This is a genomic window from Paenibacillus sp. FSL R5-192, from assembly GCF_000517845.1.
In the GTDB taxonomy this organism is placed as follows: Bacteria; Bacillota; Bacilli; order Paenibacillales; family Paenibacillaceae; genus Paenibacillus; species Paenibacillus amylolyticus.
Genome location: NZ_ASPR01000049.1, coordinates 310,258 through 324,095, shown reverse-complemented (window position 1 = coordinate 324,095; position 13,838 = coordinate 310,258). Strand labels below are relative to the sequence as shown.

General features: G+C 45.2%; 14 protein-coding genes and 1 riboswitch. Of the genes, 13 read left to right on the top strand and 1 reads right to left on the bottom strand.

Features of this window, described 5'->3' with window-relative positions; translation table 11 throughout:
* Positions 1–7 precede the first annotated feature (7 nt).
* The 13 genes from C161_RS26665 (at position 8) to C161_RS26605 (ending at position 13,161) form a co-directional block, all read left to right on the top strand.
* On the top strand, positions 8–1,834 hold the full coding sequence (locus C161_RS26665; protein ID WP_036673849.1) for an ATPase, T2SS/T4P/T4SS family: 1,827 nt from the start codon (positions 8–10) through the stop codon (positions 1,832–1,834).
* Complete coding sequence (locus tag C161_RS26660; RefSeq protein ID WP_036673847.1) at positions 1,824–3,890, top strand: hypothetical protein; 2,067 nt, start codon at positions 1,824–1,826, stop codon at positions 3,888–3,890. The genes C161_RS26665 and C161_RS26660 overlap by 11 nt, the downstream gene beginning before the upstream one ends.
* A gap of 62 nt (positions 3,891–3,952) precedes the next feature.
* Positions 3,953–4,438, top strand: a complete 486-nt coding sequence (locus tag C161_RS26655; RefSeq protein WP_036673846.1) for a hypothetical protein — start codon at positions 3,953–3,955, stop codon at positions 4,436–4,438.
* Positions 4,439–4,454: 16 nt separating this feature from the next.
* Positions 4,455–4,853 carry a hypothetical protein gene (locus C161_RS26650; RefSeq protein ID WP_036673845.1) on the top strand — a complete coding sequence of 133 codons (399 nt, stop codon included), beginning with the start codon at positions 4,455–4,457 and terminating at the stop codon, positions 4,851–4,853.
* On the top strand, positions 4,850–5,401 hold the full coding sequence (locus C161_RS26645) for a hypothetical protein (protein WP_036673844.1): 552 nt from the start codon (positions 4,850–4,852) through the stop codon (positions 5,399–5,401). Before C161_RS26650 ends, C161_RS26645 begins: the two co-directional genes overlap by 4 nt.
* Positions 5,388–6,371, top strand: a complete 984-nt coding sequence (locus tag C161_RS26640) for a hypothetical protein (protein WP_036673843.1) — start codon at positions 5,388–5,390, stop codon at positions 6,369–6,371. The genes C161_RS26645 and C161_RS26640 overlap by 14 nt, the downstream gene beginning before the upstream one ends.
* A 138-nt stretch (positions 6,372–6,509) precedes the next feature.
* Positions 6,510–8,060: an ABC-F family ATP-binding cassette domain-containing protein gene (locus C161_RS26635; protein ID WP_036673842.1), complete on the top strand. Its 1,551-nt coding sequence runs from the start codon at positions 6,510–6,512 to the stop codon at positions 8,058–8,060.
* A gap of 75 nt (positions 8,061–8,135) precedes the next feature.
* Positions 8,136–8,245: riboswitch (TPP riboswitch) on the top strand.
* Positions 8,246–8,471: 226 nt separating this feature from the next.
* Positions 8,472–9,137, top strand: coding sequence for a thiamine phosphate synthase (locus C161_RS26630; RefSeq protein WP_156946172.1), 666 nt, complete (start codon positions 8,472–8,474; stop codon positions 9,135–9,137).
* Positions 9,138–9,154: 17 nt separating this feature from the next.
* Positions 9,155–10,321, top strand: coding sequence for a glycine oxidase ThiO (gene thiO, locus C161_RS26625; protein ID WP_036673840.1), 1,167 nt, complete (start codon positions 9,155–9,157; stop codon positions 10,319–10,321).
* The gene (gene thiS / locus C161_RS26620) at positions 10,318–10,521 is read left to right on the top strand and encodes a sulfur carrier protein ThiS (RefSeq protein WP_036613636.1); all 204 of its coding nucleotides are present in this window, start codon (positions 10,318–10,320) and stop codon (positions 10,519–10,521) included. Before thiO ends, thiS begins: the two co-directional genes overlap by 4 nt.
* A 2-nt stretch (positions 10,522–10,523) precedes the next feature.
* Complete coding sequence (locus C161_RS26615; RefSeq protein ID WP_036674004.1) at positions 10,524–11,291, top strand: thiazole synthase; 768 nt, start codon at positions 10,524–10,526, stop codon at positions 11,289–11,291.
* Positions 11,288–12,337 (top strand): ThiF family adenylyltransferase, encoded by a 1,050-nt coding sequence (locus C161_RS26610; RefSeq protein WP_036673838.1) that lies wholly within the window; start codon positions 11,288–11,290, stop codon positions 12,335–12,337. Before C161_RS26615 ends, C161_RS26610 begins: the two co-directional genes overlap by 4 nt.
* 119 nt (positions 12,338–12,456) lie before the next feature.
* Complete coding sequence (locus tag C161_RS26605) at positions 12,457–13,161, top strand: response regulator transcription factor (RefSeq protein ID WP_051449965.1); 705 nt, start codon at positions 12,457–12,459, stop codon at positions 13,159–13,161.
* Positions 13,162–13,270: 109 nt separating this feature from the next.
* On the opposite strand, the gene C161_RS26600 is transcribed toward C161_RS26605, so the two are convergent.
* The gene (locus C161_RS26600) at positions 13,271–13,771 is read right to left on the bottom strand and encodes a C40 family peptidase (RefSeq protein WP_036613641.1); all 501 of its coding nucleotides are present in this window, start codon (positions 13,769–13,771) and stop codon (positions 13,271–13,273) included.
* Between the last annotated feature and the right edge of the window lie 67 nt (positions 13,772–13,838).

Genomic DNA, 13,838 nt, shown 5'->3' with positions numbered 1-13,838 from the left:
ACCTCCGATGCTCTGGAATACCATATGGATAAGTTTGATTTTGATTCTGTGCCTGACTTATATCTGGTTCAAGTATAGAACGTTTCTTCGTGAAAAGAATGCTCGTGTTCCTGAACAGGAATCATTCACGATTGACATGTTGATTGAGAAGGTGAAGAACTCACTTCATGAGCTTAGTCATAGTCAGCTCGCGGATGCGGGTCTGCATGAAGAAGAATATCGTCGAAGAATTAATCAGCGTGCCGAGATGAGAAAAGCACTGAAGGGCTGTGTCTCAGGCAGTATCAGCGACAAAACGTATGTCAAAAATCTGATAGGGGATCTGCTGACCCGAAGCATAGGGCTGAACAAATCAAATGTAGATGAAGTTATTTTGTTTGCAGAACCAGATTTGTTGACGATCCAGGACCGATTCGAAATTGTGTTTTATCTGTACCGACAGCAATTCGGTGTGGATGCACTCTCCCGAATGATTGATACCTACGATCTTGGCAGACTGAGAATGGAGGAAGGTACGGACGATGGAGGAAGTTATTATATTTCTGAGGAGGATATTCAGTATGTGTTCGAGTGCGAATATCGAGAGCTTGGATTCAGAGAAAAGACGGATATCATCGTGCAACGTATCTACCAACATTATAAAGGATTCTCGGTTGTTGATGAGATAAGGGACCAACGTATTGACGGTGTTAGTGGTGGTGTCAGCGGTATGCTTGATGCTGTTCATAATATGGGACTTCGAAAACCGGCATCATGGAATGATTTGCTGGATCAAGGACTGGAGGATAATGCACATGAAGAACCGCTTAGCGGCATGGAAAGTGTCTGGATTTTCTATAAAGGTAAGTCCATTCATCTATCCTTTCTGTCCTTCGGCAGTATTCGTGAACTGAAAAGGGTATGCCAGAATATATACAAATACAATTATCCCGGACAGTTGTCGGAAGCAAGTGGATACAAGGTGAACGAGATGAAAGACGGCTCCCGTGTCGTTGTTGTTAGACCTCCTTTTGCAGAATCGTGGGCGTTCTTCGTCCGGAAGTTCGATATTCCGAATGCTTCACTTGAACAGTTAATTACGGGTAACAACGCAGATCTGCCAATTACATTGCTTCAATACCTGATGAAAGGAAGCCGGATCACAGCTGTGACCGGGGCACAGGGTTCTGGTAAAACAACGTTGCTTATGGCTATGGTCAAACACATCTATGCATCGTACACCCTTCGGGTGCAGGAAATGGCGTTTGAACTTCAATTAAGACGGATCTATAGTCGGCGTAATATTTTGAGTTTCCGAGAAACCGAACACATTTCAGGTCAACAAGGGCTTGATTTGCAGAAAAAAACGGATGGTACCGTCAATATTCTCGGTGAGGTTGCGAGTGATGAGGTGGCCGCATGGATGATTCAAATGTCTCAGGTTGCCAGTCTGTTCACCCTGTTTACCCACCATGCCAAAACGTTTCGTGATCTGGTCTTCTCCCTCCGTAATTCCTTGCTCAAGACAGGTATGTTCCAGCATGAGCATATTGCTGAGGAGCAGGTTGTGAGTGTAATCAACTTCGATGTTCATATGAAGAAAGATGCTGAAGGACGAAGATATATCGAACGAATTACGGAGTGTCTTCCTCGTGCGAATCAAGGTGATAGCGTGGAAGAGAGGGCAGGTTTTACATTTCATAATGTTGTGGAGTACAGAGATGGAGCGTATGTTGCAACAGCTCCAATCTCTTCTGGAAGCATGGTGGATATGCGAGAACAGATGACATTACAGGATGCCGAGAAATTTGAACTGTTTATGAAGCAACACTGGGGTGATCAGCATGACAATTAAATGGATTCTGCTCCTCGTATTAAGTATTTGTGCAGGGGGTTTGCTGATTACACTTCTGGTTTTAAGCATGTTACGTCACAGAGGAGGTGGTTCAACAAGTCAATCCGGCGTGATTTTTGTTCCTAGCGGGAAGGGATTCAAAGGACTGGGATCAATCTTGTTGCAGTCCTACCGTCTTGGAATGAAAGTGCCATTGCTATCAGCTTATATTCTACAGGTGCAGAAACGTATTTCCTTCCGCCATGTTGGGGATGAGCCCTCACTTCGCAGGCTGACGATGACAGTGGTTCTGATTATTCTTGGAGGTTATGGCGGCATAAGTGTCATTCTTTTTCTTCTGCAGCCGGGTATCGCTTTTGTAATACTGTCCGTGCTCTGTGCTGTGGTACTAAACAGCCTGGTATTGGATATGTGCCTTAGTCGTATGGAGAAAAGGTTGCTGGTGCAGATGTTGGATCTCTTTGCAGATGTAAGGCATCGGTATCATCAGCATGGCATGGTTGAGGAAGCGCTCTATGAAGCCGCTGAAGCAGGTACAGGAGAAGCAGCAGAACAGGTAAGACTGATCTACGAAGCTCTAACTTCTCCAGATCCGAATGAAGCACTTGAGCGTTATTATGAAGTGGCTCCCAACCGTTTTCTCAAAGGATTCGCCGGCGTTTCCTACATGGTTATGGAGTTTGGGGATAAGGACAGAGCACAAGGCTCTATTTATCTTAATGGACTTGGTAACCTGACTCAGGAGATCCATCTGGAGATTTTACGGCGTGATAAATTGGATTACCTGCTCAAAGGACTTAATATCATCGCGCTCGCTCCGGTATTATTCACCGCTCCGATCGAACGCTGGGCTAGAGTCAGTTTCCCAACGATGGATGAATTTTATCGCAGCAAAATCGGTTTTGTTACCAAAATATCGATCTATGTGATCATCATCCTTGCTTATTTGCTTCTGCAAAGACTCCAGCAATACGATGAGACCCGTTATCGGTCAGGGCATAAGCATTCATGGTTGGATCAGTTTCTGTACAAGCAAATCTTCATACGGAAATTGGCGATGTTGTTTGCGGCGAAACCTGGCAGTACACAGTACAGTCAAACGATACGGCTCATGAGGGAGAGCAGTTCAGAGTTGAAATACGAATGGCTTGCCATTCGACGAGTGTTGTTATTCGCAGGTTGTTTGGTCCTTACAATGGGTTGCATCTTGCTGTTGCACCAGGTTGAACGTAACCACATCTTGTATGATCCAATCCGCGATGATCGAATGTTTGGTGCAATGGCTGAAGCGGATCTCAGGAAAGCTGAGGAAAAAACAGCGTTGGATCAATCCGTGCTGGAAAGTGTAGAAATGAACCGAGGAGCTACATACGAAGAAGTCTCCAAAGCGTTACAGCAGTTATCTCCAGTTCAGTTAGACCATGATACCCAGAATGAGACCATCACGCGCATTATGCAGAAACTTGAGGTATATAACAAACAATATGTACGCTGGTGGGAAATGATTATAGCCATTCTCATGGGTGCAGCGGGGTACTACATGCCCGTATGGCTCATGTTATTTCAGCGGAAAATGCGAAGGTTGGATATGCGACATGAAATCTATCAATTCCAGACAGTGATTTCCATTTTGCGTGAGATGGACCGGATGTCAGTCGAGGAGATATTGGAGTGGCTTAATCGATTTGCCGTCATTTTCAAGCGCCCGCTGCAAAAATGTTTGTTGCATTTTGAACATGGACCAGAGCTTGCACTTGAACAATTAAAGGAAGAGGCGGGCTTGCCCGAGTTCCAGCGACTGGTTGATAAATTACAGCTTGCCCTTGGCAAAATCTCAATACGTGAAGCCTTCGATGATCTCGAGAGCATGATGGCATTTTATTTTGAACAACGCAAGCAGGAGTACAGCAAAATGATAGATGTCAAAGCATCATGGGGCAGAACCATCGGATTTACACCTATGTACGCCCTTATCTTTTTGTATCTGGTCATTCCATTGGTCGGTATGAGTTTCTTACAGATGAGCATTTATTATGAGCAAATTCAGAAACTGTAGCACAATTCATCTGTGTGACAGTCTGAAATAGTTTAATAACTTATAACTTGGGAGGATTTATCATGAACAATGCATCAAGCGCTTTAAAGGTGGCAGCAGGGATATTCTTAACCATCGCTTTGATCACAATTGTAGTTCTGTTGTTTATTTCGGCTCAGGAGGCAACCAAGACGGCCCAGAACAATTTTGCTGATATCCAAACCGAGTTGTCCCAGGCTGCATTTACGGTATATGACGGAACAACCATCAGTGGATCACAGGTAACGAATGCGCTGCGTAAATATGCGGACAAGGACCAGTTCGGTATTCAAGTTATTACAGGTAAAAATAAAGCGGGTCAATGGTACGGCAATCAATTAAACATTTCACAGGATCTCAATAATGCGGACTACGGCTCGGTTATTGCACCCGACGATAAAGTGGGGATTATTAACCAGACCATGAGTGAAAAAGAAAATCAATATGTCAATCCAAGTGGTAAATTCAAAGCCATTATCGTAAAAGACCGTTCGAACGTGGTAAGAGGGCTGATCTTCCAGCAATCCTGACAGGAGTTGGTTTAACATGTCCCGGAATACACAGCATCTCATGTTGTTTTGTACGGCGGTTGTCCTGTTTGTGACAGCCTGCCTGTACGGGCAACAGAATGTTAAGATTTTATCAGCGGCCTTGAACGACAGAGTACAGACAACAGCAGGCATGGAAGGTCGGCTGACAACAACACTGCATACCACCAATCCGTATCAGTATAGTGGTGCGGAAGTGTTGCATACCGTTAGACAGATGACAGGCACAGGCATTCCTGTGGAGGTAGATGGAACTTCGTATGTGATCGATCCACTTGTCAGCAAAACAGCGACAATTCCTGTCCAGCTCGATTCCACATACAGACCAGAGTTTATACGAAATGCAACTGGAGAACTGCTCAAGATTGTTTTTTGGAAGGAGACCAGTGTGAATTGATTAATGCCGCATCCAAGCTGCTTGCCGTATTGCTCGCAGTCCTTTTGCTCTATGTGTACCCAGCTGCTGAAACAGCCGATCGGCAGGATGATATAGCACGTATGACGGCTGTTCAGAATGTAACACGTTTTGTTGATGCTGTCCGAACGAAAGGATATGTTTCACCTCGAATGTTGGCTGAGTTTGAGGAGCAACTGGCCCAGACGGGCAATGTGTATGAGGTGTCGATGGAACATTTACATAAGAAATATGTGCCTCACTATACAGACCCAATGGACAATAACAGTTTTAACGGGACCTATGAGGTAGTGCAGGATGGATATTATGCAGCTCAGATTCGAGAAAGACTATTCCCATCTTCAGGAGTGATACCGGTTGATGATGCTGGCCGAAGATATACGTTGACGACAGGGGATTTTTTCACTGTGACGCTCCAAAATACAAATCGTACACCTTCCATGCTCATTCGTGAGTGGTTGAGTGGTACGGCTCAGGCTTCAGCAGTATTTGTAACATACGGAGGTATGGTCCTCAATGAAGATTACTGAGCTTTCCATTGTATTTGTGCTGATCTTTTTCCCGCTCTTCTGGATCATCTCACTCCATACCCAAGATGCCGAAGAGGCTCAATATCTTGGCCAACGATACAGAGCTGCACTTCAAACCGCAGTCATGGATGCAGGTGCAGTGATGCATCAGAATGAGAAACAAAATGATGAAGCAGGTTATGATTCAACCAAGTTTGTTAAAGCGGACAAAGAGCTTGCCTTGTTAACATTTACGCAGACGATGGCTTTGAATATGGGGATTCAGGATGATCCCGCAGCTATTCGAAACATGTTTAATTACATTCCTGCCTTAGTTATTCTGGATTATGACGGCTATTATATGTTGTCCACAGAAACAGAGTTGACAGGTAACCGTGAAGATTCTTTAAGGCAAGTGTGGAGCCCCAAGAAACCTTATACATATTCAGATTCAAATGGTAGCAGTATTAACTTTACACTGGACGACTACGTATATGCCTACGACGCAAATGCAGGGAAATGGATTGAGGGATTCCAAAAAGAACTCGCTGCTAGCTCTCAGATTCCTTTACTTCAGAATACCAGCGTATTTGAGCAAGTTAGACAAAGCCGGATTGTGACTACTGTGCAGGATGATCTGGCTGATGTGATTAACCGCCATAATGAGTTTGCCAGAAAGAACGGTATTTCCTATACGTTTACGATGCCCCTGATTGCGCAGGAAGATTGGTACAACTCCATTAACGATACAGGGATTATGGCCTTTATCCAAGGTATAGGTGTGGGTGACCAAAAGATCAACAATTATGCGATCGGTGGAGGCAGACTTGTGAAGAAAACGGCCATCGTAGGTGGGGTAGATCCTTTAACGGGTATCAAGTACTACTATCCCTCCACATGTGGTAATGGTTACCGTGCTGAAGAGGTGTTTACAGACGCAAGACAAGCAGCTGCACAAGGCTATTTCGAATATAAATGCTCTAATCGTTAGGGTAGCCTGTATGACAAAATCATGTAAGAGGTTCCTGAACTGTTTACATTACTTTCAGAAAAGACGGGACCTGTGCTAGAATAGGGTTTCGGAACAATAATAAAAGTAATGTCTAATAGATAGGAGCAACCTCATCTTATGAGTTTATTGTCAGTAGAGAACGTAAGTCACAATTTTGGAGATCGCACGTTATTTAAAAATGTATCGTTTCGTTTACTTGCCGGAGAGCGTGTAGGACTTGTTGGTGCCAATGGTGTGGGTAAATCCACATTAATGAACATCCTTACCGGTAAATTGCTTAAAGATAGTGGAAAAGTGGAATGGACACCTAAGGTCCGTTACGGATATCTGGATCAGCACACGAAGCTTACCCCAGGCAAAACCATTCGTGACGTTCTTAAAGATGCTTTCCTTCCGTTGCTTGAATTAGAAAAAGAAATGATGAATATAACGGACCAGATGGCAGATGCAGATCCAGATAAGCTAGAGCAGTTGCTGGAAGAGATGGGCGATATTCAGGAACAACTGGAACAGGGCGACTTTTATCTGATTGACGTAAAAGTGGAAGAGATGGCCAATGGACTTGGTTTGTCCGCAATTGGTCTTGATCGGGATGTCGCAGCTCTAAGTGGTGGACAACGTACAAAGGTGCTTCTTGCCAAGCTTCTGCTTGAGAAGCCTACAGCCCTTTTGCTGGATGAGCCGACCAACTACCTGGATGTAGAGCACATTGAATGGTTGTCACGTTACCTGAAGGACTACCCTCATGCGTTCCTCTTAATCTCCCATGACACGGAATTCATGAATGAAGTAGTAAATGTCATTTATCATTTGGAATTTGCCAAATTAACGAGATATGCAGCGAACTATAACAAGTTCCTCGAGATGGCTGATATGAATAAAGCCCAGCATATTGATGCGTACGAGAAGCAGCAAGAGTACATCAAGAAACAGGAAGATTTCATTCAGCGTAACAAGGCACGTGCTTCAACTTCTGGTCGAGCGAAGAGCCGGGAGAAGCAACTGGACAGAATTGAACGTATTGATCGTCCAGATGAAGCGGCCAAACCAACGTTCAAATTCAAGGATGCCCGCGCGAGCAGCAAAACGGTCTTTGAGGGCATTGATTTTGAAATTGGATATACGTATCCTTTGCTGCCTAAAATGACAATGACAATTGAACGTGGTGAAAAGATTGCCATCGTAGGTTGTAATGGTGTGGGTAAATCGACACTGCTGAAGACGATCTTGGGAAGAATATCTCCACTCAGTGGAAAAACCTTTTTGGGAGATTATCTCGAAACGGCATATTTTGAGCAGGAAGTTCGTGCTGGGAATATCACGCCGATTGAGGATGTCTGGAATGAGTTTTCACATTTGACCCAGAATGAAGTCCGGGGTCATCTCGCTCGTTGCGGGTTGAAAAATGAGCACATTACCCGTCCGCTTAACATGCTGAGTGGTGGAGAACAAGCGAAGGTTCGTTTATGCAAACTCTTGATGCGTGAAAGCAACTGGATTCTATTCGATGAGCCGACGAACCATCTGGATGTAACAGCCAAAGCGGAGTTGCAACGTGCCTTGCAAGAATTTAAGGGAACGGTGTTGCTGGTATCTCATGAACCTGATTTTTACGAGGGTTGGGTCACCAAAACATGGAATGTCGAAGAATGGTCTGAGAAAAACTAGACAATTCAAGCAACGTTTAACAGAAATGAACAGTGACAAAAAAATCCTTCTATGGTAACATAGGCTACAACTTCATATGAACACTAGGGGGGCCGCACGATGTGGCTGAGATGGAAGAATGCGATTCCGGACCCTTTGCACCTGATCTGGATCATACCAGCGTAGGGAAGTGGCGAGCGCGTTTCAGTGAATGACGTGAGCAAACGGCAATTCGAAAGAATTCAACCGTCTTGCTTAGTAAATTGAAACATGCAGTTGCGTGTATAACGTTATGGCTATAAGGTCTATAGCTTTATTGCACGAAATGAACTGTATGTATCAGTCAGTCATCTGGTCCTATAATTAATACGCAGCCACTCCCCTACGGGAGTGGCTTTTTTGTGTTTTCATAGCATTCACGCATGGAAGGAGATGAAAAGTACGGTAATTTATCATGAACGTGTACACGGATCATTTGAACTGCATGTTGTATCTACGGGTGCAGGGGATCAAGCATCTTTTGTAAAAGCTGCAAAGGACGTTTGGCCATGGGTGGACTACATCCATATACGAGAGAAACAACTCTCGTGGCAACAAAAGATCGGTTGGGCTAAAAGTCTGCGTGGTGTTGGCGTTCCGTCTTGTCGCATCGTTATCAATGGTTCAGAACTGCCACCACAGAATGACATCTATGGCGGTGTACATTGGGGGCAAGAGGCTATACGTAACTACAACCCTGCTGTTATAAGCAATGTCCAGCGAATTCGTCTGGGTGTATCTGTTCATTCAATCGATGAGGCAAAAATCGCTGAAGAACGGGGAGCCGATTACCTTTTCTTCGGGCATGTCTACTCAACCAACAGTAAGCCTGATCTTGAACCAAGAGGATTATATGCTCTGGCTGAAGTGTGCTCTGCTGTCTCCATTCCTGTCATGGCGATTGGGGGCATCGAACCGGGGAACATTCACGCTATTCGCTCTGCAGGCGCACAGGGAGTCGCTGTGATCTCGAATGTGTGGGCGAGCGATTCCCCGGATCGGGCCGCTGCATCGTTAAGGCAGGCTATCGTTGTTGCTACAGAAAGTCTGAGTCGCTGAATCAAGGAGATGAGAGGATGAAAAAGATCATTACTGATAGACCGGATAAGATTCATGCAGAAACGATTATTGTAGGCGGAGGTATTGTTGGATGTGCCATTGCGTATGAGCTTGCTTCCCGTGGACAGGATGTGCTGTTGCTGGAGCGTTCGGCGATTGCAGGAGGCACTTCTTGCGCGGCGGCTGGAATGCTAGCGGCAGATAGTGAGGATTTTGCTCATCCTTTGATGGCTAAGCTTGCCAGGCTGAGTAGACAGTTACTTATCGAGCAACAGGTGCTAATGGCTACACTCAGTGAGGTAGAGACTGGCCTGCAACGCCAAGGATTCCTAACTCCTTTTCGTTCATACAGTGAATCAAGTAGCTATAAGGACAATCGGAAGTCTGCGTTGTCTGCTGATGAGGTGTGGTGGGACCGTTCCGTTGTGCAACAGGAGGCATCATGGCTTAACAGAGATACGTATGGAGCCTACTACAGACCTTACGAGAGTGAGATTCTTCCAGTCCATCTAACGAAGGCATATGCTGAATCCGCTCAAGCATTGGGAGCACGGGTTATGGAGGACATACAGGATATACGTGTGCAAGCAAACGAACACGGCGTGCAGGGGATCACCACATCGATCGGTGAGATGAAATGCAAACATGTCATTATAGCGGCTGGATTACAGAGTGAAGAGTTGATGAGACATGTGAATCTGAGCTTGCCTGTGTGGTCGGTAAAAGGTGAAATAGCCGCCGTTCAGTTCTCAGATGAACATGCAGGGTACAGACCTGATAGAACGGTGTATGCAGAGGATATCTATATTGTTCCCAAAGCCAATGGAGAGGTTTGGCTCGGGGCAACCAGTCTGCCAGGCAGAACGGATTTGAACGTTTCTGTACAGGGTGTTCAGAAGCTATTAACAGCGGCTACCCACTGGGTGCCTGGGATGAAGGAAGCACAATTTATACGAGCGTGGGCAGGCGTAAGACCGGCAACTCCCGATGGACTGCCTTATATAGGTGCTTGCAAGAGTATTCCCGGGTTGTTCGCCGCCTTTGGACATTACCGCAACGGTATCTTGCTTAGTACGATAACAGGCAGGCTTATCGCTGAGTTGCTCGCTGGCAAAAGCTCAGAAGAACTCGGAATTGAGGCGCTGAGCCCTGAGCGATTGAACAGAAAGGGAGTGGTGCAGTGAATATCATCGTTAATGGTCAACGGATGGAGATTGAAGACAGATTGAATCGTGTGGATAAATTACTCCAATCTTTTGATTTGCAAGTCAAGACTGTAGTTGTAGAGCTGAACAAGCATATTTTAACCCGTGAGTATCATGAAACGACGGCATTAAGAGAAGGCGATCGAATCGAGATTGTACATTTTGTAGGAGGCGGTTGATGATGTTTAACATTGGTAAATATACGTTTGAGTCCAGATTGTTGCTTGGAACAGGCAAGTTTTCGGATCTGGAAGTGCAAAGTCAGGCTGTGGAAGCATCTGAAACGGAAGTTTTGACCTTTGCTGTTCGTCGTCTGAATCTGGAAGAGCGTAACCAGAAGCATTTCCTGGATACGTTGGATCTGGATAAATACACACTTCTTCCGAATACGGCAGGGGCTTCCACTGCGGAAGAGGCGGTGCGGATTGCCGAGCTTGCGCGGGCTTCAGGACTTTGTGATATGATAAAAGTCGAAGTCATCGGAGATGGAATGACGTTACTCCCAGATCCGATTGAAACGTACAAGGCTTGCGAAATTTTGCTGGAAAAGGGCTTCACGGTATTGCCTTATATTTCGGATGATGTCATTCTGGCCAAAAGGCTACAATTACTTGGCGTACATGCTGTAATGCCTGGCGCTTCTCCCATCGGAGCTGGTAGAGGTATCATCAATCCATATAACCTTGAGATCATCATTGAGCAGGCCGTTGTACCTGTAATTGTTGATGCAGGATTACGCTCCCCAAAAGATGCTGCTTATGCGATGGAACTTGGGGCCGATGGCGTATTGTTAAATACAGCCGTATCCGGATCAGGGGATCCAGTGAGCATGGCTAAAGCGATGCGATTGGGGGTAGAAGCGGGTAGATTGGCATATGAGGCAGGCATGATTCCCGTAAAGCGTTATGCAGCAGCCAGTAGTCCGGTGGAAGGAATGGTTCATACATGACAGATCAATTAACATCTTCCGAGCAGGCCGATCGTTATTCCAGACAGGAACGGTACGCGCCACTTGGTAAGGAAGGCCAGGCCAGATTAAAGGGCAGCAGAGTTTTAATTGTAGGCGCTGGCGCACTTGGAACAGGAATTGCAGAAACGTTAGTTCGTTCAGGAGTCGGACACTTAACGATTGTGGATCGTGATTATGTGGAGTGGAGTAACCTGCAGCGGCAGCAATTATATGTAGAACAGGACGCGCTTGAGCGGATACCGAAGGCAATGGCGGCGGAAAAACGTTTATCTGCCATTAATTCCACGGTTCATGTGGAAGGGAAAGTGTTGGACGTCAGAGTAGATGAGTTGGAAGAACTCGTTCAGCATACAGACTTGATCATGGATGCAACGGATAATTTTGATACCCGACTACTCATTAACGATATGGCACAGAAGCACGGTATTCCCTGGATTTATGGTGGATGCGTAGGTAGTTATGGTATTACCTATACGTTTATGCCCGGAGATACGCCATGTTTAAATTGTTTGCTGGGTGAAGTCCCTCTGGGTGGAGATACCTGTGATACGTCTGGTATCATACCTCAAGCGGTACAGATGGTAACGGCGAATCAGACCGCAGAGGCGATGAAGTTACTTAGTGGCAATGCAAATGCATTGAGACGTAAGTTATTGTCATTTGACGTGTGGAGGAACGAATACATATCCATCAATGTGGATGGTGCGAAAAAGAAAGACTGTCCTTCCTGCGGTACTTCGGCAACGTATCCATATCTTTCTGCGTCCAATCTGGAGAAAACCGATGTGTTGTGTGGCAGGGACACCGTTCAGATCCGACCTGCACGGCGCATGAATCTGGATCTTCAACAAACAGCGGAACGTCTGGATAGACTTCAAGAAGGAAAAGTGGAATCCAATCCGTTTCTGGTTTCTTTTACAACAGGAGTCCATAGAATGGTTATTTTCCAAGATGGACGTGTCCTCGTACACGGAACAAAAGACACAGCTGAAGCACGTACGCTCGTCCATCGCTACTTTGGTTAAAGCAAGAAAGAAGCAAAGTCTGTTCCCTTAAGGGAATGGACTTTTTCATTTTACGGCATGCTATCTGTACCAACCATTGCTGCGAGCAGTGGGGATAGAGACAGGCCGGGTGAAAAAGAGTGAAAACAGCCATTTTACTGATTGGAGCAGGAGAGCAGGTCAGCCTTATTCAGGATGTTTTATGTAGCGAAGGGTATGAGGTGCAACGAATGGAGTGGTCCGAACTAAACCAATCCGTCGAGCCTTCGTTGTTGCATATTAACCTGATCATCCTGGTAGACCGGGAAGAGGGGACGAAACATTGTGGCCAGGATCAGAAATTAGAATTAAAACGATGGTTAGATAAAGGTCAGGTTATACCTCTACTGGTTATTACTTCAATTGCATCTCCTCAGTTCATCGTGGAATGGCTGGATTATGGAGCTAATGACGTGATGGAGGAACCTATCCACATGACCGTAATGCTTGCCAGAATACGAAACTTATTGCGTGTTTTTGCGAATGCAACACCAGAGGGCGAAGAAGTAATTGTAGTTCATGATCTTAAAGTGAATTTGCGTTCAAGACGGGTAAATCGTGCGGGTGAATACCTGACATTAACACCAAAAGAGTACGAATTGCTGGAATTTCTGGCCCTGCATGTGAATGAAGCATGTACCCGGAGTGATATTTTGCGGGAAGTATGGGGCTATGAATATGCGATGGATACCAACGTAGTGGATGTGTATATCAAACATCTGAGGGTTAAGGTGGATAAGGGAAGAAGTGTGAAACTGATTCATACTGTGCGTGGGATCGGTTATATGTTGCATGATAAAAATTAGATTACTAGGTTAGTTCCATGAATCACCAGTTTAAAGTGTGGCAAAAAGAGGGTAAAAATAAAAGACCGGAACATATCCTCCGGCCTTTACTTATTAGCAATATATAATTCTAAAGTACACGACGAGCTTTAACATACGTTCTCTTCCAAGTACCAGAGTCCAGATCAGAGAGGGTTACGCCTGGAGATCCGTACGTATGCAGAATCTTACCATTTCCCGCATAAACGCCTACGTGCGTGACATTGGAACCGGTAGAACGGCTACCACTGGAGAAGAATACCAGGTCGCCGACACGCAGATTAGCTTTAGACACAGCTTTACCTTCTTTGGATTGTTTCACGGAAGTGCGCGGCAAATCTACACCATACTTTTTGAAAATATATTTCATAAAAGAAGAGCAGTCAAAAACTTTGGTTGTTGTAGTTGAAGCACCAAATTTATATGGAGTTCCAGTAAATTGTTTACCATAGTTAACAATCTGTTGACCTGTGGATACAGAAGCAGTTGCTGCCTGTGCAACAGGTGCGTTAGTCATTAATACAGCTCCAAAACCTAGTGTAGCGCACAACCCGACGGTTACGGCCTTTTGGACAAAGATGTTTGTTTTCATGTTAGTTAGTACCTCCAAAATTCGTTTTCGTTAAGTTGCTAGAGCGAGTATAACAGCTTTGTAACAG